Source organism: Dyella sp., assembly GCF_035486915.1.
Lineage (GTDB): Bacteria > Pseudomonadota > Gammaproteobacteria > Xanthomonadales > Rhodanobacteraceae > Dyella_B.
Window position 1 is genome coordinate 1 of sequence record NZ_DATHMR010000181.1, and the last position, 18,768, is coordinate 18,768.

General features: G+C 55.8%; 18 protein-coding genes and 1 tRNA gene. 12 read left to right on the forward strand and 7 right to left on the reverse strand.

Going from position 1 to position 18,768, the window contains the following annotated elements; genetic code table 11:
• Together VK725_RS14905 and VK725_RS14910 are read left to right on the forward strand one after the other, a co-directional pair.
• Positions 1 to 713 (forward strand): MFS transporter (locus VK725_RS14905; RefSeq protein ID WP_325318845.1); only part of this gene is annotated, 713 nt, incomplete at its 5' end.
• A 44-nt stretch (positions 714 to 757) separates the two neighbouring features.
• Positions 758 to 1,957 carry a cation:proton antiporter gene (locus tag VK725_RS14910; RefSeq protein ID WP_325318846.1) on the forward strand — a complete coding sequence of 400 codons (1,200 nt, stop codon included), beginning with the start codon at positions 758 to 760 and terminating at the stop codon, positions 1,955 to 1,957.
• A gap of 36 nt (positions 1,958 to 1,993) precedes the next feature.
• Here the strand turns inward: VK725_RS14910 and VK725_RS14915 are convergent, their stop codons facing one another.
• Genes VK725_RS14915 through VK725_RS14925 form a run of 3 tightly spaced genes read right to left on the reverse strand, consistent with a single transcriptional unit; the run spans position 1,994 to position 7,469 of the window.
• Positions 1,994 to 5,047 (reverse strand): efflux RND transporter permease subunit, encoded by a 3,054-nt coding sequence (locus VK725_RS14915; protein ID WP_325318847.1) that lies wholly within the window; start codon positions 5,045 to 5,047, stop codon positions 1,994 to 1,996.
• Positions 5,044 to 6,120, reverse strand: a complete 1,077-nt coding sequence (locus tag VK725_RS14920) for an efflux RND transporter periplasmic adaptor subunit (RefSeq protein WP_325318848.1) — start codon at positions 6,118 to 6,120, stop codon at positions 5,044 to 5,046. The genes VK725_RS14915 and VK725_RS14920 overlap by 4 nt, the downstream gene beginning before the upstream one ends.
• The gene (locus VK725_RS14925) at positions 6,117 to 7,469 is read right to left on the reverse strand and encodes a TolC family protein (protein WP_325318849.1); all 1,353 of its coding nucleotides are present in this window, start codon (positions 7,467 to 7,469) and stop codon (positions 6,117 to 6,119) included. The genes VK725_RS14920 and VK725_RS14925 overlap by 4 nt, the downstream gene beginning before the upstream one ends.
• A 682-nt stretch (positions 7,470 to 8,151) precedes the next feature.
• Between VK725_RS14925 and VK725_RS14930 the strand changes: the two genes are divergently transcribed.
• The 3 genes from VK725_RS14930 to VK725_RS14940 all read left to right on the forward strand — a co-directional run bounded on the left by VK725_RS14930 (position 8,152) and on the right by VK725_RS14940 (position 9,811).
• Positions 8,152 to 8,247 (forward strand): alpha/beta hydrolase, encoded by a 96-nt coding sequence (locus VK725_RS14930; RefSeq protein WP_325318850.1) that lies wholly within the window; start codon positions 8,152 to 8,154, stop codon positions 8,245 to 8,247.
• 84 nt (positions 8,248 to 8,331) lie between these two features.
• Positions 8,332 to 9,126: an SDR family oxidoreductase gene (locus VK725_RS14935; RefSeq protein WP_325318851.1), complete on the forward strand. Its 795-nt coding sequence runs from the start codon at positions 8,332 to 8,334 to the stop codon at positions 9,124 to 9,126.
• Positions 9,127 to 9,265: 139 nt separating this feature from the next.
• Positions 9,266 to 9,811, forward strand: coding sequence for a cytochrome P460 family protein (locus tag VK725_RS14940; RefSeq protein WP_325318852.1), 546 nt, complete (start codon positions 9,266 to 9,268; stop codon positions 9,809 to 9,811).
• Positions 9,812 to 9,868: 57 nt separating this feature from the next.
• Here VK725_RS14940 and VK725_RS14945 read toward each other — a convergent pair whose 3' ends face one another.
• Positions 9,869 to 10,336: a cupin domain-containing protein gene (locus VK725_RS14945; protein WP_325318853.1), complete on the reverse strand. Its 468-nt coding sequence runs from the start codon at positions 10,334 to 10,336 to the stop codon at positions 9,869 to 9,871.
• Positions 10,333 to 11,199, reverse strand: coding sequence for a DUF1080 domain-containing protein (locus VK725_RS14950; RefSeq protein ID WP_325318854.1), 867 nt, complete (start codon positions 11,197 to 11,199; stop codon positions 10,333 to 10,335). Before VK725_RS14950 ends, VK725_RS14945 begins: the two co-directional genes overlap by 4 nt.
• A 277-nt stretch (positions 11,200 to 11,476) precedes the next feature.
• Between VK725_RS14950 and VK725_RS14955 the strand changes: the two genes are divergently transcribed.
• The 4 genes from VK725_RS14955 (at position 11,477) to VK725_RS14970 (ending at position 16,243) form a co-directional block, all read left to right on the forward strand.
• Entirely contained in the window at positions 11,477 to 12,034 is a 558-nt protein-coding gene (locus VK725_RS14955; RefSeq protein WP_325318855.1) for a hypothetical protein, read from the forward strand.
• Between the two features lie 81 nt (positions 12,035 to 12,115).
• Positions 12,116 to 13,015: a helix-turn-helix transcriptional regulator gene (locus tag VK725_RS14960; protein WP_325318856.1), complete on the forward strand. Its 900-nt coding sequence runs from the start codon at positions 12,116 to 12,118 to the stop codon at positions 13,013 to 13,015.
• A gap of 110 nt (positions 13,016 to 13,125) precedes the next feature.
• Positions 13,126 to 14,625: an outer membrane beta-barrel protein gene (locus VK725_RS14965; RefSeq protein WP_325318857.1), complete on the forward strand. Its 1,500-nt coding sequence runs from the start codon at positions 13,126 to 13,128 to the stop codon at positions 14,623 to 14,625.
• Positions 14,626 to 15,085: 460 nt separating this feature from the next.
• On the forward strand, positions 15,086 to 16,243 hold the full coding sequence (locus tag VK725_RS14970; protein ID WP_325318858.1) for an NAD(P)/FAD-dependent oxidoreductase: 1,158 nt from the start codon (positions 15,086 to 15,088) through the stop codon (positions 16,241 to 16,243).
• Between the two features lie 205 nt (positions 16,244 to 16,448).
• Here VK725_RS14970 and VK725_RS14975 read toward each other — a convergent pair.
• Both VK725_RS14975 and VK725_RS14980 read right to left on the reverse strand, forming a co-directional pair.
• Positions 16,449 to 16,543, reverse strand: a tRNA-Cys gene (locus tag VK725_RS14975).
• 104 nt (positions 16,544 to 16,647) lie between these two features.
• Complete coding sequence (locus tag VK725_RS14980) at positions 16,648 to 17,118, reverse strand: hypothetical protein (protein ID WP_325318859.1); 471 nt, start codon at positions 17,116 to 17,118, stop codon at positions 16,648 to 16,650.
• A 73-nt stretch (positions 17,119 to 17,191) separates the two neighbouring features.
• Here VK725_RS14980 and VK725_RS14985 point away from each other — a divergent pair, with 73 nt between their 5' ends.
• From VK725_RS14985 to VK725_RS14995, 3 genes are all read left to right on the forward strand, one after another.
• Positions 17,192 to 17,872 carry a hypothetical protein gene (locus VK725_RS14985; RefSeq protein WP_325318860.1) on the forward strand — a complete coding sequence of 227 codons (681 nt, stop codon included), beginning with the start codon at positions 17,192 to 17,194 and terminating at the stop codon, positions 17,870 to 17,872.
• A gap of 262 nt (positions 17,873 to 18,134) precedes the next feature.
• Complete coding sequence (locus VK725_RS14990; protein ID WP_325318861.1) at positions 18,135 to 18,515, forward strand: hypothetical protein; 381 nt, start codon at positions 18,135 to 18,137, stop codon at positions 18,513 to 18,515.
• A gap of 65 nt (positions 18,516 to 18,580) precedes the next feature.
• Positions 18,581 to 18,768 (forward strand): hypothetical protein (locus VK725_RS14995; RefSeq protein ID WP_325318862.1); only part of this gene is annotated, 188 nt, incomplete at its 3' end.

Below are 18,768 nucleotides of genomic sequence, written 5' to 3' on the forward strand. Positions count from 1 at the left end.
AGATGGGTTCGCTCGTCGTGCTGGCCGTCCTGTTTGCATTCGCCTATATCTGGCATAGCCGTCGCACGGATCATCCTGTTGCTGATCTGCGCTTGTTGCGCGTGCGCAGTGTGTGGGTGTCGCTGTCGGGAAACTTGCTGACGCGACTTGGCGTCAGCGGCATGTTTCTGTTGATCGTGTTGTTCCTGCAAGTGGGCTGCGGATGGTCTCCGCTTATGGCGGGTTTGATGATGGTGCCGCAGGCATTGGGTTCGATCAGTGCGAAATGGCTGGTCAATCGCACGCTTATCCGTTTTGGTTATCGACGCCTGCTGTTCGCCAATACGCTGGTTGTGGCCCTATGCATTGCGATGTTCGCGCTGCTGGGCCCGCAAACACCGATGGCGCTGATTGCGCTGCTGGTGTTCGTCTACGGCGGTTTCATGGGTATGCAATACACTGTCATGAACACGCTTATCTACACGGACCTGGACGTCAAATACGCCTCGATGGCGTCGTCGATGGCCTCGACCACGCAATATCTGTCGATGAGCTTCGGCATTGCGATGGCCACCCTGCTGATGCAGGCGCTGCTGCATGGCCAGGGCAGCCACGCTTATGTCGTGGCATTCCGATGGACGGTCATCGTGCTGGCCGTCATCACGGCTGTCGCCAGCCGCGTGTTTGCCCGACTCGATAAAACGCCAAAAACACCTGCCCTATCCACCTCTTGAGCGAGTAGCATGGCGCAAATGCCCATGATCGATGGATTCCGACCATGCACCATGCCAATGAAATTCTGTTGTCGCTGTTTATCGTCTTCGTGGCGGCACAGCTTGGTGCGGAGATCGCGCAACGATTGAAACTGCCGGGCGTTGTAGGTGAAATCGCGGCGGGTTGTGTGATTGGCCCATCGCTGCTTGGCTGGATTACGCCGGAGCAGATTGCTTCCGGAACGCCATTGGATGTGCTGTCCGAAATTGGCGTGGTACTGCTGCTCTTCTCCGTCGGCCTGGAGACACGGCTGGAAGATCTGAAGAAGGTCGGCAAGGCCGCCTTCCTTGTCGGCGTACTTGGCGTGGTGCTGCCGTTTGGCATGGGCGGTTTCTGGGCACACGCGAGCGGATATCCCTGGGGGAAGTCGCTTTTTGTTGCCGCCGCGTTCGTGGCGACTTCGGCCGGCATTACAGCTCGCGTACTGCAAGAGCTGGGCGCGCTGCAGCGCGTCGAAAGCAAGGTCATCCTTGGCGCCGCCGTGATCGACGACATCCTCGCCATGTTGCTGTTAGGAGTCGTCGTATCGCTGCAAGGCGGCGAAGGCTTCGACCTTTTCCATCTATTGGCTGTGCTCGTTGGCGCGATCGGCTTTATCGCCGTCATCGGCTGGGGCGGCACACGCATGATGCGCTGGAATTCGACTTGGCTCGAAAAACCCCGCAGCGTGTATTCGCCGTTGTTGATTGTGCTTGCACTGTGCCTAGGGCTTGCTTACCTATCCACCCTCTTTGGATTGGCCGCGATTATCGGCGCCTTCCTTGCCGGCATGATCGCTTCGGAAACTCGTCAGCAACATACGCTGGAACAACAGATTCAACCGTTGCTTGCACTGCTCACGCCTTTCTTCTTCGTGCTGACGGGCAGCAAGATCGATCTGCATCAGCTTGCCAGTGCGGATGCGTTGATCGCACTGGGCGTGGTCACCGTCATTGCGATCATCTCCAAATTGCTGGGTGGCTTCCTCGGCGCGCTTTCACTTGGCCGCATGGGCGCGGCAATTGTCGGATTCGGCATGGTGCCGCGTGGTGAAGTCGGTGTGGTCATTGCCAGCCTTGGCCTTGCGGCTGGTGTATTCAATGATCAGATGTACGCCATCATCGTAGCGATGTCATTGCTCACGGCCATGGTCACGCCACCGATTCTGGCGTGGCTTCTGCGTCGAACGGTCAGTGAGGCAAACGCTCAAACGCGCGACGCTTGATAAGCGGCCACGTTGCGCGGTTCAATCATAAGACTGTCATGCAGGTTGACTGAATTTCCCCCGGCGCATCAGTGCGGCATAAAGCACAGGCATCACCAGCAAGACCAGCGGCACCTGCACGAGCATGCCCGCAATGATGGCCACAGCCAGCGGCTGCTGCATCTGCGATCCGGTGCCTAACGCCAATGCTAAAGGCGACAAGGTAAGAATGGCCGCAAGCGTCGACATCAGGATCGGGCGTGTGCGGAATTGTGCAGCTGCCAGCAATGCATCGTGGAGCGGCAGTTTTCCAGACGTTTCTTCCAGTTCCGAGAAATAAAAGATCGCCACTTCCGTCACGATACCAACGATCATGGTCATGCCCATCATCGCCGAGATATTGAGTTCTATCCCCGTCACCCACAGGCCGATAAACACAGCGCCCATGGCTAACAACGGCATGGCGAGGATGGCCAGCGCAACGCGAAAGCTTTCGTACAAAAACAGAAGTAGCGCAAACACTAACGCGATAGCGGCAAGCAACACGACCGTCAGACCTCGAAAGGCTTCCTGCTGCTGTTGGTATAAACCACCGAGTTGGTAGTACATGCCCTTGGGTAATAGTCCGGGCTTGGCGAGCATGGCTTTCACATCGCCAATCGTCGCGCCCATGCTGCGACCTGCAATGCGACCGGTGACCGCAACCATGCGTTTGAGGTTATTACGGGTAATCTCCGGCTGCCCTTGCACCACTTGCAACGTGGCCACTTGGGACAGCGGCAGCAGATGCCCATCGCCCGCACGAATTGGTAACGCGTATACATCTTCCAGATGCTTATACGAAGACACCGGCAATCGCACGCGCACGCCCACGATTTTGCCCTCGGCGGGCAATTGCGCCGCGACGGTGCCGTCGATCGCAGCCGTAACTTGATCGGTGACAGCCGCAGGATCGAGACCTTGCAACGCTGCCTTGGCGGGATCGACTGTCATCGTCAGCGCATCGCCCGCGGGATTGATGCCGTTGAGCACGCCATTGACGCCATTGATCTTGCCAAGCGCATCGGCGACGCGTTGCGCCGTGTCGTTCAGTTCATCCGCGTTATCGCTGTAGAGCTGAATTTCGATAGGCTCTGGAACAGCAACCAAGTCGCCGATCATGTCTTCCATCAGCTGCGATACATCCACATCGAGGCCTGGCACTTTTTGCTCGGCTTCCTTGCGAATGTCGTTCATGACATCTTCGGTGGAAGGACGCGGCCCATTCTTCAGACGCACGAAGATATCGCCCGTGTTGGCTTCCGTCAGGCCATCACCCAACTGTAGGCCGGTACGACGCGAATAGGTATCCACATAGGGGTTGGCGCGAATGATGGCTTCGACCTGATTCAACAAACGCCCGGTTTCTTCCAATGACGTACCGGGTTTGGAAATGTAGTCGAAGGTGAAACCGCCTTCGTCCATCGCAGGCATAAAGCCCGTACCAACACGGCTGTACGCGAGCACACCGACAACCAGCAAGGGAACGACAATCACCAGCACCCACACCGGCCGCTTCAGCCAACGTTTTAAGGTGCTTTGGTAACCCGTCATCACCCGTTGTGAAAATTTGTTCGGTGCATGGTCGAGGACATGCTTACGGTCAAGCAGTCGCTCCGACAGCAACGGCACCACCATCCACGTCAACAGATAGGAAATAATCAGAGCGCTCGCCATCGTCAGCGACAGCGCCTTGAAGAACGCACCGGTGACACCCGTAAGAAATGCCAAAGGCAGAAAAATCACAACCGTCGCAGCGCTGGAACCCGTCAGCGGGCGCGTGAATTCCCACGCCGCATGCGCGATACGCTCGCTAACATCGCCTTGCATATCACGCAAACGCCGCATGATGTGTTCAAGCATCACGATCACATCGTCGATGATCAAACCCACCGCTGCCGCCATGCCGCCCAACGTCATCATGTTGAAGCTCATACCGAGCACATGAAGCAGCAATACGGTGATAGCGAGCACCGCAGGTACCACCAGCATCGCGACGACGATCACACGCGTATTGCGTAGGAAAACAAACAGCACCAGGCCGGCCAGTACGATGCCGACAAGAATGGCATCACGCACGCTTCCTGCAGCACCCGTCACCAGTTGCGACTGGTCATACCAATTGGCGACCTTTACACCGGCAGGCATCTGTGGCGCGTAGTCGTGCAGGCGCTGCTTGACGTCGCCCGCGATCTGTACGCTGTTGCCATCGGGCTGCTGAAAGATCTGCATCAGCACGGCATCCTGACCGTCGGCCGTGACGCGAATCCATTGCGGAACGTGGCTGAGCGTTACATCGGCGATATCGCCAAGACGAACGACGCCATGGCTATCCGCGCGAATCACGATACCGCGCAACGCTGCAACGGTGACAGGCTGATTGTCGGCCAGCAGCAAATACAGCTTGTAATGATCGGATACGTGACCCATCGCCTCAATGGTCGCCGCATGGCTCACGGCAGTGGCGACATCGCTCAGGCTCAGATCCTGCGCACGCAGACGTTCCGGATCGACGTCAGCGTGAAACTCGGCCACTTCACCGCCCTGCACACCCACGTGTGCAACACCGGGGATGCTGCTTAGCAAGGGGCGCAATTGATACTGCGCCAAATCGTATAGCGCGCTCGGCGACAGCGTATGCGAACGCAAGCTGTATGCGAGCATCGGGTACGTCGTCGGGTCCATGCGCCGGCTGCTGAGCTGCGTACCTGCCGGAAGCTCGGGCAGAACCTGGCTGGCCGCCGCGTTCACATCGCCAAGCGCACGACTCATGTCCGTGCCCCAGTCGAAGGTGACTTCGATATCCGCACTACCACGGCTGGTGGTGGATCGAACACCACGCACACCGGGCACGCGCCGCAACGCATCTTCGATGGGTGTTGTAACGGCAATCGCCATCTGATCGGCCGGACGATCACCCGCATCGAGCGTCAATTGCACGCGCGGAAATGCCACGTTCGGAAACAGCGCGACCGGCATATAAACGGCACTCGCAATGCCACCAATCGCCAACATCAGAACCAGAAACAAGAGCGAGCGCCGATGGCGTTGCATCCATGCGGTGACACTCACTTGGACGACTCCTGCAGCTCGCGGATGGCATCGCCGTCGTCAAGTTCGTAACTGCCAAGAACAATCACGCGCGTCTTGCCATCGAACTGACCTTCCACGCCCACCGTATCGCCTTCGGGATGCTTTACTGTGACGTCGATACGTTTGGCGTGATCATGGTCCGCGGCAAAAACGTAGTCGCCCTTGTCGTCATGCAGCACAGCTTCGCGTGGTAACGCCCAGGCGTTGTAACTTGCCGTCTCAATCTTCGCATGCACCGCAGAACCCGCGACAAGGCTATCGCTCGCATTCGCGGGTAAATCAGCTTGCAGCGGCAAAAGATGCGTTTGTGCATCGACGGCGCGCCCCACCATCGTGACGTGACCGGTCAACGCAACGGTGCTTCCATACACGCCTTCGACTTGCACGGGCATGCCTGTTTTCAATCGTGCTGCATCGTCGGGCTGCACGCCTAACCGCGCAATCAATCCATGCGATGGCATGAACGACAACAGCGCGGCATCCGCCTGAAAGCGATCACCCAGATTCACATTCAATGCGACAACTACGCCATCGGTTGGCGCACTAATGACTTCTTCGGCAGAACCGCCACCCAACGCATGTTGCGCTTCAAGCCCCGCCTGCGCGTCATCCATTGCTTTGCGCGCGGTGGCCAACTGCGACTGGGTTGCCAGATGCTGGGACACCAGCTGCTCGGTACGCTTCAATTCGCCACTGGCCAAATCCAATGCGCTTTGCGCCTGACGATAGGCGTTACGCGCCACCGGATCGGGCGCAATACGAATCAGTGCTTGACCCCGCTGCACGGTTTGACCTGCTGCCACGTCCAGGCCTGTCACCAGCCCGCCATGACCGAGACCGATCACGGTTGCACGGTGCGGATCACCCACCGCCGTACCCCACGCCTCGATTGTGTCATGGAAGGTCTGGTTCACCGGCGTTGCGGTTGTCACGAGCACTTGCCCGCTGACGTCGGGCTTATCGTCATCATCGCCGGCACCGCTGGCCGCGCATCCGGACAGCCAAAGAGACAGCGCGACGAGCGCAATGCGCATGGGAAAAGGTCGAATCATGGCGTGGATGCTGTGGCGTTGGGTGTTTGCAACTCGGTACTACCGAGCAATGTTTCCAGGGCAATCGCTTGTTGCGATTGCTGGTCGCGAGCTGCGATGAAATCCATATCGGCAGAAAGCGCGTTCGAACGAATGGAAAGATAAGTCGGCCAATCCAGCAGCCCTTTCTGCCATGCAACGTCTGCGGCGCGGCGTGCTTCGTCCAAGCGTTTTGACGAAGCTTCCAGCAGATCGCGTTGACGTCGCAGTGTCTCCTTGTCTGCCATCAATTGTTGAATATCGTTGCGCGTGGTGAGTACGCGGCCTTCGTAGTCGTCCTTGAGCTGTTGACGCGTCGCTTTCTCTATCGCGATATTGCCGCGATTGCGATCGAACAACGGCAACGTCAAACCTAGGGTGAAACCGTTGGTCAGCACATCGCTCGTATCGCGCTGACGATCGACGCCAAGCGTTATGGCAGGAAACTGTGCGCGTATCGCGCCGCGCAACGTGTCTTCTTGTGCCTTGTAACCTGCTTGCAAGGCCAGGAGATCCGGACGTCGACGCGGAAGATCATCCAACGCCTGCTGCACCTGCTCCGATGTTGCAGACGTTACGTAAGGTTCACCGATCAGATCGAGTGGTGCGTTCGGGGCCAAGCCCAACAAGACGCGCAAATCGTGTTCCGCCTGATGCAACTGAATCGTGCAATCGGACAATCGCTTGCTCGCATCGGCGTACGCATTCAGTCCCGCGCTGGCGCTATCGTAAGTCAGGTTCCCCTGCTGCAAGGCTTTGCGCACGTCAACGTCCACCTGGGCAAGCGCACTCTGCTCAGCGGCCAACTGCGTATACTGCGTGCGCAGCGACATGACCTGATTGAATAGCAGGCGCGATTGCGCCACCGTCTGCCATTCCGCCCATAACAGATCTAGATTGACCTGTTCGGCCTGCCCTTTTGCAACGGCCTTGCGGGTCGAACGAAGCAGCAAGCTTGTTATGTCTTCGCTAATGCCGAGGTTGTACGCACTCGTGAATCCAGGCTGCCGATGCGCCAGAAAATCCTTGCCCGCCGAAATCTGCGGATCTGGCAACAAACCGGCTTCAAACACCTGCGCACGTGCGATACCCAGTTGATCGCGTTGGGTGCGAAGATCCGGATTGTTGGCGACAGCCAGAATGGCGACATCCGTTGAATCGAGCCCTGTCGACAGATCGAAACGATGTTCGCGCAAAGCGGGCAACGGCATATCGGCAACATTGACCGAAAGATGCAAAACATCCTGCGCACCCTGCCCGTCACCCAGCGGTAACGGCGAATACGTCGCGCAACCGGCAAACAGCGTCGCACCGACCAACGCGCATGCCATGCGCGCATTCAAAATTGCCTCGCGATGTAGCCATGCCCTCGCCAACCGTACCTGCACGCATAGAGTCCTATTGTTGTATCCCTTAAAGGCTAGCGGCATTGGCTTAGCGGATACTTTGTTGCGGTTTGGTAACCTTGCATTCGAAGGAACCATGTAAACAAGCATTTAAACTTTAAAATCATGTATTTGCAACGCATTTGCCCACTCAATCCAAGCCGCACTGAAAACCCACTTTCCCCGCAGCCATTGCACCCGGTCGACGCCGTGAATCAGGCGTTGCGGCAGTCGCAATTGACACAGTTGCGACAACCACCAGTCCATCGCGCGTCCCACATGATCGCTGCGCCAAGCCACATAAAGCACGTTGGGTTCGCACGCATCGGCGACGCGCTTTTCGACCAACCCCCTTGTTTGAGCTACTACTGCACGCGTCGACGCGGCAGCCAACCGATCCCCAGACCTTCGCACTGTAAACGTATCTTTGCACCCATGCCTGGTACGGCCATGGTTTGCTGACCTGACAACCAACCGTAGCAGCGGCGATCGATGGCGCGCGATGAGTCAGCCACTACACGGTGCAATTGGGTAACCATTGTTCCTGTTGCAACGAGGCATGGACTTTCGTCGGCGGGTGGCGCGCTGACACTGTAAACACGCGCTCCTAGCGCCCAATGTAGACGGCGTGATCATTCCCGATAGCGGACACTGGCTGATGGAAGAAGCGCCCAAGCAGACTATCCCGGTCATCGTCGCATTTCTGGACAAGACCCCGCAGTGACCCTTATTCACTTTAATCGGGCCGAGCGATCACTATGTAAAACACGTTCGGCCCTTTTTCTCTCCACTCAGGCTGGAATTTCTTATGCGCATTGAACTCCGCAACAAAACCGCCATCGTGACGGGCTCTACAGCAGGCATCGGCCTTGCCATTGCAAACGGACTGGCCGCCAGCGGCGCGCACGTCGTCGTTACCGGACGCACTCAGATACGCGTGGATAGCGCACTGGCAACCATTGCAAAGGACGTACCCAACGCGAAGGTCTCCGGATTAGCCGGCGATCTGGGGACGCGCGACGGCGCCGAACAATTAATCGCTGCCATGCCGGACGCCGACATCCTCGTAAACAACTTGGGGATTTTCGAACCGAAAGCCTTTTTCGACATTCCGGATGAAGAGTGGCTGCACTTCTTCGAAGTGAATGTGTTGAGTGGCATTCGATTGGCCCGCCACTATGCGCAAGGTATGGCCAAGCGAGGTTGGGGCCGCATCCAGTTCATATCCAGCGAATCGGGTGTGCAGATCCCTGCCGAGATGGTCCATTACGGCACCACCAAGACTGCGCAGCTTGCCGTGTCCCGCGGTCTAGCCGAAACATTGGCCGGCACCGGCGTTACCGTCAACGCGATTCTCCCAGGCCCTACGCGTTCGGAAGGCGTAGGAGACTTCTTCGGCAAGATCGCAGCCGAGAAAGGTGTAACCCAAGCGGACGTCGAACGCGATTTCATCGCTACACATCGACCGACATCATTGATCAAGCGTCTCGCAACAGTCGAGGAAGTGGCCAACCTAAGCGTGTATCTCGCCTCAGAGCAGGCATCGGCCACCACAGGGGCTGCTGTGCGCGTCGATGGCGGCGTGGTGCGCTCGATCATTTGAGGTCGCGCTTAATACACATTTCACCTCCTGCGACAAGCCGTTAACTCTTTGCGTGTTATAGCGCACGTTCGCATCGCCGCCGCCTCGCTGCGTACGCTCCATCGTTCGATTTTCCCGAGCCGGATAGGAGAGATTTGTTATGAGGCCCAAGAGCGTTCGAATAACCGTGTTGCTTGTTGCAACGTTAGGTGTCGTTGGGGGTGTCGCGATTGCAGCGCACGATGTGCAAGACAGGTCCACCCTTAAAGTGCCTAACGGAGGACTCGCGTTCTCCGATTTCAAAGGCTATGAGTCATGGCAAGACGTCGCGGTCAGTGAAACGAAAACCAGCGTCAAGGCGATTCTGGCAAACGACATCATGATTCAGGCCTATAAGGACGGTGTCCCGGGCAACGGCAAGCCATTCCCCGAAGGGTCCAAGATTGTGAAAATCGAGTGGCTCAAAAAGGTGAACACAAAGTCGCCGTATTTTGTCGAAGTACCCGACACGCTGAAGTCCCTTTCATTTATCGAGAAGGACTCCACGAGATTCCCGAAGACACACGGGTGGGCCTATGCCCAATGGGTTAACGATCCAGCCACGCAAACGCTCAAGGCGTCGGTGAGTGGCCCGGAATGCGGGTATGCATGTCACACGGCCGTTGCTGCGCAGGATTACATCTTCACGTTATATCCGCCCAGGTAAGGCGCGACACCCACAGACGATAAGCTCAGACTTCCTCGTGCGAGTCGCTGGCGGGCGCTATTGTCCGTCGCGATCCTGGAGCTTCGTGTAAGCCTCATCCTTGCCCGCCGTGTAAAGCCTCACCCCCTTATGCGGGTAGTCACATACATCGTGTTCCAACCGTTGCCCAACAACGAGGAACACAAGGGGTTCGCTGCCTGCGTTGGTAATGACGTGGGCAGCGCCTCTGCGGGGAAAGCCTAGAAAATCACCGGCACCTACGCCACAAACCTGTTCGTCGATAAGCGCTTGGCCATGCCCGGAAAGAATGTACAAACATTCTTCTTCGTAGAGATGCCGATGATATTCCGAAGAGTCATGGCCGGGCATGAGGGTGATAATGTGCGCTCCAAGTTGCGTCAAGCCCACGACATCGCCAACTGACTTCCTGAGTCGAATGGCGTTGGGATTCAAGGTATGGACTGCGCGAGTGACGCTCATCGCCTGAATATCTGCGGCTTTCAATAACTCTTTTGGTTGCTTCATGTCGCAGACTCCAATTTTTCATTAATGCGTGGGTGTTGCACAAAGACGCTGGCCCGCGGAAATGGGATGCGGGCGATGCTGAAGTCAGATATTTCCGCGATGCGCATTCGTCGCAACTTCCGCAACTTGATATTCCGGAACCAGATGCGGATCGGCAGCTCGCCTTTGTCTTCGGTGCCCTGCAACGAAATATGCCCCGTCTTGAAGCTGCCAAAATCCGGCCACTGGGTGAACTTGGTGCGCGCGATCAGCTTTCGCCAGTCGTCATTCCAGAAATACGTGTCGATCACCTTATGTCCATTCTGGAAGAACTGGATGTGTCCGTGATCGGCGATGATCTCAAACTGATTCCAGTTGCCGGCCTCATGCACGCGTTCGACATCCGATGAAATGAGATCGAACAGATCGCCGGAGCGTTCGTAAAGGACCTGACTGTCGGGCTTCGTGCAGACCAGATCGGCAATCTGCATTTCCGGGCCCGTTTCGTAGGTCTCCTGATATTTTGGCGATTCGTGCACATAGAACATCACGCCGCTGTCCGCACAGGGCGTCATCTTCCATTCCAGCTTCAAATCGAAATTGCTGTATTCGGCGTCGGTGACCAGGTCGGCGAAATCCTTCTCATCACCCGTGCGCGAGCGTTCCAGCATGATGGCGCCATCGTCGATCTTCCAATCTTTGCCTGGCGCTTTCTGGAGATAGGAATGCCAGCCGTCGAAATTCTTTCCGTTGAACAACAGCTGCCAACCTTGTGCCTTTTCCTGAGCAGTTAGCGTATTGGCCTCTTGCGCATGGACCAGCGATGGAACGATGCCGCCAATCAGGACAGCAGTGATTACACTCGCGCATAATTTTTTCAGCATGTTGCATATCCTTGGTTGTGTTCGTCAGCTGTCGCTGCAGATTCGGTTATGGGTAGAGAACATAGCAACTTTTGTGAGCGGCCCCAATGTGCGCAAAGAAATAGCGCCATATACGCGCCGGTTCGACATTCGCCTTGGAGGCCAGGATCGGCATTGAAGTAGCCCCTACAAAATGGGCTGGCTTATTACCTCTCAGGTAATTGGCTCGTTGAACTCACATGAATATCGTTCGTATACCGTCATCGATTCCGATGCGCTCATTCATAGAGGACAACCCATGTCAGCCTTCCCCATCTACACGATCGAATCCACCCCCGAACAGTCCAAGCCCTCTCTGGAGGCACTGCAGAGTGCGTTCGGAATCATTCCGAATATTGCCGGTGCCATGGCTGCGTCGCCTGTCTTGATCGGCAGCCTGGTCGGACTGTTCGCCAAAGTTCATGGCGGCAGCTTTTCCGAAGAGCAGGTTCAAATCGTCTTGCTTACCAATGCCGTCACCAATGCGTCCTCCTGGGCGGTGGCGTTCCATTCCTTCCTGGCCGTGAAAGAAGGTGTCGACGCGACAGATGTCGATGCCATCCGCGAACGGCGGACTCCTAAGAATGCGAAGAGTGCCGCCTTGTCCACCCTTGCACGGGCGCTCATCGAAAAGCGTGGGCATCTCAACGATAAGGATATGTCGGCATTCCTCGACGCCGGCTTCGGCAAGGACCATCTTCTGGAGGTCATCGGCATCGTCGCCGCATCCACCATTACCAACTACACGGGCAGTGTCACCAACCCGCCGCTGGAAGCAGCGTTTCAGGCCTATCGTTGGCGTGCACCAACAGCCTGATTCCCTGCAGATCGTCACCGGGAGGCCGTTCTGAGTAGCGGCCACCCGGAATAGTTGATCTCTAGGCAACAGGCGCATCCCATGTATCAGCCAACCATCGCTAGTATCGCGGTTGCATGTGCGACGGAGAGTCAAATGGGTACTGTTCGTACGGACCAGAAGCATCTCCCCGATAACTTGGGGCGACTGCTGCGTCACTGGCGGGAGGTACGTGGCGCCAGCCAGCTGGGCTTGGCGCTTGATGCCGGTATTTCGCAGCGGCACCTGAGCTTTATTGAAAGCGGCAGAAGTGCGCCAAGTCGTCAGACACTCTCCAGCATTGCCCAGTCGCTGGATGTTCCGCTACGCGAGCGAAACGCAATCTTCCTTGCCGCCGGTTATGCACCGGTCTACTCGGAAGCACCCTGGAATGCCAAGGAGATGCAGGGTATTACTCGTGCACTCGATCGCATGCTTCGCCAGCACGATCCCTTTCCCGCCATCGTCATGGATCGTTATTGGAACGTGCTGAGCACTAACGAATCATCGCCACGCTTTTTCGGGTCGTTCATCGACATGGCTGCGCGTACCGGGCCGCGCAATATGCTGCATCTCATCTTTGATCCCGATGGCATGCGGCCATTCGTCGTAGATTGGGAAACGGTAGCCAAAAGCCTTATCCAGCGCGTCTATCGCGAAACAGTTGGGCGCGTACTGGACGAACAAACCCGGGCGTTGCTCGATGAATTGTTTGCTTACCCTGGTGTTGATGCATCGTGGCGGTTACATGGATCGGTCGGGTCTGCTCCGACTTTGCCGATGATTCCGATGGGCTTTAGTAAAGACGGCAAGGTGCTCAGCTATTTCTCGATGGTGACCAGTGTAGGAGCACCGCAAAGTGTTGCAGCACAAGAGCTTCGCGTCGAATCCATGTTCCCGGCAGATGAGGAAACGGAGGTGTTACATAGAAAATGGGTGTCGAGTGGTCGTACACAAGCCTGAAATGAGGATTGGCAATCGGGAACACTACGGCAACGCGATCCCTAATTTGTCGCACCTGTGTGGCATGATCGCCATGAACGTCAAGGATATTGCCTGGGACGGGAGCGGCGATGCGTTGCGCGATGCTGATCGTGGCAATGATGGGCTTCGGGGCGATGTCGAGCGCTTACGCAATAGCGCCCGACGCTTCAGCCAGATCGTTGGACGGGGCCGGTCAATGGATAGAGGCCGCCGACGCCTCCCCGGCAGCGCTTGCACCTGCGCAAAGCACCGATTGCGCGCAAAACATTTTCAAGCGCCTCGGCGCCGCCTATCGTGAAGACGCACAACCTTCCGATCCGAATAGCCCCGCGCCCGCGCGACGAGGCATGAGCGCTCCTTTGGATTCACCCGCTTTCCCATCAGCCGAGTGGCAGCTTGGTGGCGTCAGCTTTCCCATCGGCGCGCCTGATGAAAATTCGCAGTACCCGCTTGAAAAAGCGCTTGGCTGTACGACTCTTGGTCAATGGATGCAGAAGCATCGCATTGAGATGTTCGGCTGGGTGAACGTGTCGGGAAACCTCAGCAGTTCGAATTTCACCAACTACCCTCTTTCGTACGAAGTGCGCCCCAATCGCATCGAATTCGATCAAGCCGTCCTAAACATCCAACGAATTGTAGACACGGTGCAAACCGATCATCTCGATTGGGGTTTCAACCTATCCACACTGTACGGCTACGACTACCACTTCACAACGATGAAAGGGGTATTCAGCAATCAGCTGCTGAACAATTCATCGGCGAATGCACAACTTCCCGGCCACATCTATGGCGTCGATCCTATGCTGTTCTACGTGGATCTCTACGTACCATGGGTTGCCGAAGGCATGGTCATCAGGTTCGGCCGCTGGCTATCGCTGCCGGACATCGAAGCGCAGTTTTCCCCGAACAACTATTTGGTGACCCATTCGATTCTGTATACGGCCGATCCGTACACCCAAATGGGCGTGCTGACGACGACGCGTATCAATGCGCAATGGACCGTACAGGTCGGTATGAATGGCAGCGACGACACGGCCGTTTGGAATCACAGCGCGCGGCCCACATTTCAAGCGTGCGTCCGCTGGGTATCGACCAGCAACAACGACATACTCTACCCGTGCATCAACAGCGTAAACGGCAGTAACTACAACTACGACAATCTCCAGATGTATGTCATGACATGGGGCCACCGTTTCAGTCAGCGCTTCCATATCCTTACGGAAGCGTATGAGATGTATGCACGAGGGATTCCTGGCTATGGCCCGGGCGGCACATCGGGGGTGGCCGGATCCTCGCCTCTACCAGGCGAGGCTGGAGAGTTTGGCATCGTCAACTATATGAACTTTGAGCTCGACACCAGCAACATGCTGTCGTTCCGCAATGAGTTCTACAACGACGAGAAAGGACAGCGCACCGGTTACGCCACACGCTATAGCGAACACACGCTTGGACTCACGCACTGGGTATCGCAAGACCTCGAAATTCGGCCGGAGCTACGCTACGACCATTCGTATGACGAAGCCGCCTACGACAGAGGCAAACGCGATTACCAAGCCGTTGCCTTGATCGATGTCATCTTGCATTACTGATGCGACCGTACAGTTAGATGTCATTAGTGGTTGTATAACCAGCGTGGAAAAAGGGGCAGAGTCGTTTTCTGATCACCTTTGAAAAAGGCCCAAAGAAAAAGCGCCGCAAGGGTGCCTTTTCAGTGTTCGCAATCGAGGCCAAGATCGAAATCGAACCGGTGTACACGGCTTTGCAGGCCGTTGACATATTTATATTTCAAATACTTACATAGCACGCCAGCCACCCCACCACCCTGGGCGCTGACACTCAACATAGATTCGTGCGATATTCTCAACATCGAAGATCGCGAAAAACGACCGTCTGCTTTCGTTTGGCCAGAGAGCCACTCAAGCACAGGGCCGCACACACGCCACCAAGCAGTTTGAGTTAGGTCGGCCAGCGTTTCCACCGACATCTGTCGGACCCATTACGAGTTGTCGTGCTTTCAGTACGACCTACTCGTATTTATTGGAAGACGCTATGAATAGACCTCTCAGCTCATCAAAGCCCCTGTTAGATTCCCAAATCGCAATCGTTGGTGCCGGCCTCGGCGGATTGACGCTCGCGCGCGTCTTGTACGTCAACGGAATTCACGCGACGGTCTACGAGGCGGAAGCGTCGCCCGATGCGCGAGCGCAAGGCGGGTTGCTGGATATTCACGATTACAACGGCCAGCTCGGACTGAGGGCCGCTGGTCTCTACGATAAATTTCTTGACCTTACTCTTCCGGGCGAGGATGCCAAGCGCGTGGTCGACAAACACGGAAATGTCTTGCTTGATAAGCCCGGACTAGTCGACGCATCCAGGCCGGAGGTCGATAGAGGCGACCTTCGTCGGCTTCTGATCGAGTCGTTACCCTCGGACGCCATTCGGTGGGGCTACAAGCTCACGAACGCCGGTCATATCAATGATCGACAGTACCAACTGACGTTTACCAACGGTACTTCGGTAACCACAGATCTCTTGGTCGGTGCTGATGGTGCATGGTCAAGAGTTCGCCCACTCCTTTCTCCAGCAAAACCGACCTATATCGGCACTATCTTTGTGGAGACCAGCCTGCTCGACAGTGACACTCGACATAAGGCCAGCGCGGACGCAATTGGTAGCGGAACGCTCATGGCAGTCGAACCAGGGAAAGGAATTTTGGCACACCGTTATGCTGACGGGACTTTGCGTAGTTACGTCGCGTTGAACAAATCGGAGGCATGGATCAACGCAATTGACTTCAGCAATAAGTCCGCTGCGCTCGATCGGATTGCAAAAGAATTCGAGGGATGGCCCCCAGCGCTGAGGGTTTTGATCACCGATTGCGAGACCGAGCCAGTGGTGAGGCCTATTTATGCCCTTCCGATCAACCATCAATGGGAACGCGTAGCTGGCGCCACCCTGGTTGGCGACGCCGCTCACTTGATGTCCCCCTTTTCAGGCGAGGGAGCCAACCTCGCCATCTATGACGGTGCTGAGTTAGCGAAAGCCCTGTGCGCAAATCCCGGTGATATGGAGACCGCGCTTGAGAACTATGAACGGGCTCTATTTCTTCGCAGCACGTCTGTTGCCGATCAAACGGCACAAAACCACCAACGATTTTTTGGCGAACACGCACCCCAAAGCGTCGTGGAACTGTTCGCCGCGCACTAGTTTTCCGCATCGAATGGCTGCTTTAAGTCGATTCCGGAATTCAACGCAGGTTCGAAACTGCCCAGGGAACAAACCGCCGCGCATGCTTCGCAGGCCGTTGGCGTTCTTACGGATCGCTACGTTATGGAAACGGTATCAGGTTGAGCTTCGCCTCAAGAGCAAGCAAAGAAAAAGCGCCGCAAGGGCGCTTTTTTGAAGTTCGCAATGGAGGCCGAGGTCGAAATCGAACCGACGTACACGGCTTTGCATGCCGTTGACAAGTTGGCAATAACAACGACTTACATAACTTGCCACCCGGTCTGCCAACTATGGCCGCGGCCAAATCTTCAGACCACCACTACTGCGCGTCTTTTGGCATGGTCTAGTTAGGTCCGCTTTCGGCCCGCAGCGGACATCAATACGTTTCAATCGACAATTTTTGGGGAGGACTTGCAGGTGCCGACAAACGGCTTTGTTGCTACAGAGTCCATTCCCCCGCCAATCTGATAGGCGATCGTTTTCTTTGCTTGATCGAATTCATAGATTTCCTCATGACCAAACAAGTTGGGTGAGATCTTAAGTTGAGCCTCACCTGGCTTGACGGTTATCCGGATGACTTTGCCAGAATGTTCTACTTCACAAACATCACCTTCCCGGCAGATTTGTCTCATTCGAAACGAGCCCGTAAAGGCGACCTCAAGCGATCGTAAGTCCGCATTTGGATAAATAAGAAGCTGCCGGTGTTCTTTACGAGAGATGCCGTCTGCGTAAGCTACTTCGCCAGTCATGTCACAGAGAACAGCAGGTTCTTGTGATGGATTTGTAATATCGATGGGACGTAGATCTGCACATGCGCTGCAAAAACATATAACGACGATGAAAATGCGCTTAAACACGGCTCTCTCCGATTATGTACTTTTCGCGAGTTATTATGGATGAGTGGGAATGTCCGCAACACGAAGCGGACTCATGATGGCAAAGGACTGTTCGAAAATTGAGGCAAAACGCGCTAAGGGGAACGTTGTGGACAATGCTGACTCATCCGACTCGGATGTCGTGAAAGATAACGTAGAAGATTTAGGTGACGGCTGCACCCTTCCAGTAATGAATACCGTTCACTACGGCGCCGCGATCTTCTTGGTATTGGGCCTGTTTCTCTTAGTGCCTGGATTATTTGCCAGCAATACAAGGGTCGTCCCTGTAGTTCTTTCCATTTTTCCCTTATCGCTGGGATTACTGTTTGCATTCAACGCACGACGAATGGGTGCCGATATTGTGATTAATGATGACGCTGTTTTCCGTAGGCGAAGCGATACCGTGTACGACCTCGTGGAATGGAAGAATGTGGCCGCAATTGAGTTGTACAGGGCTGGAGGAGCACGCGGGGGGCCGGTATTCACGGCGTACCGCCTGATTATGAAGCAGGATAAAAGCGGTCGGGAGAAAACAGGATTTGGGGTGAGTAGAAACGTGCTACGAAACCCCGGTCGATTGATTCGCTACTTCAACCACTACGCCGCCCGCTACGAAATTCCGATCGTGGCGGATAACCGTTTCACTAAGCGCAAGCTAGAACGAATTCCATATGAGGAAATTGACTGGGATCAGCTTTCGATTCTGACGGGACATGGCCCGCCAGCGAGGGACTAGCCCTCAGCCGTGACCCATGACAGAAGTTGCAAGCTGACAGCTTCACGTAGCGAACGATCAATGCTGAAGGGCAAAACGTAATGTCCGCTTTCGACGGCGGACCTTCGGATGCGCGATCGACGTCCGGTTTTGCGCCGGGTTGTTAGCCCGACGTGGGGCAGATAAAGTTCTCATAAGTCAGGGCTTTACGGGCCGCGTTCAGCAAGGGCGCAAAGATGTATAACCGGACGTCGACGTCCGTCTATTAGGTAGTTAGCCGAGCATGCACACCTCCCAACTCATCTTTAAGCTTCTCGGCGCTATTCACGGACTCGTCGGCGTTGTCCTGTTAGTCGTGGCACTGGACAAAGACTTCCAAAAATTCTGCTTCTACAAGGGCGAGGACGCCTTCGTAGGTGACCTTCACAAAAATCTCGCGCTTTTCGGTAGCTCACTGTTAATTGCTTGCGGTGCCTTTGGGTTCTTCAAACCGACGTTCGCCGTAGGCGCCGCTTGGCTTTCCTTTCTTGTTTATCTATTACCCTCGCTTGCCGACCTCATGGCGGGACGTCGCTTTGGCAAGTTCTGCAAGGAGTGCGCAGCAACCTTCAGCGTTCGTGTCGTCGCTGCAGCAGCGCTTACTGCAGTGCTGCAGCACGGGTAGTATGGCTAACAACTCGTTCAAGGCGGACGCCTCCGGCGCCGCTTAACTCAGGCGTTAGGGGTCAAATGCGCGGTTCGTCCAAAGACTACTGGTTGCTTCTTGGCGGCATTCTCCCTGCGCTCGTAGTTGTTGCGGCCGCATATCTCTACGTGCCTATGTTCATCAGCATGTATTTGCAAGTCAGTTCGCATTTGCCTCCACAGACCGCTTTACTATTTGCTGGGTATCGTTGGTTGGCACTTCTACCGTTGGC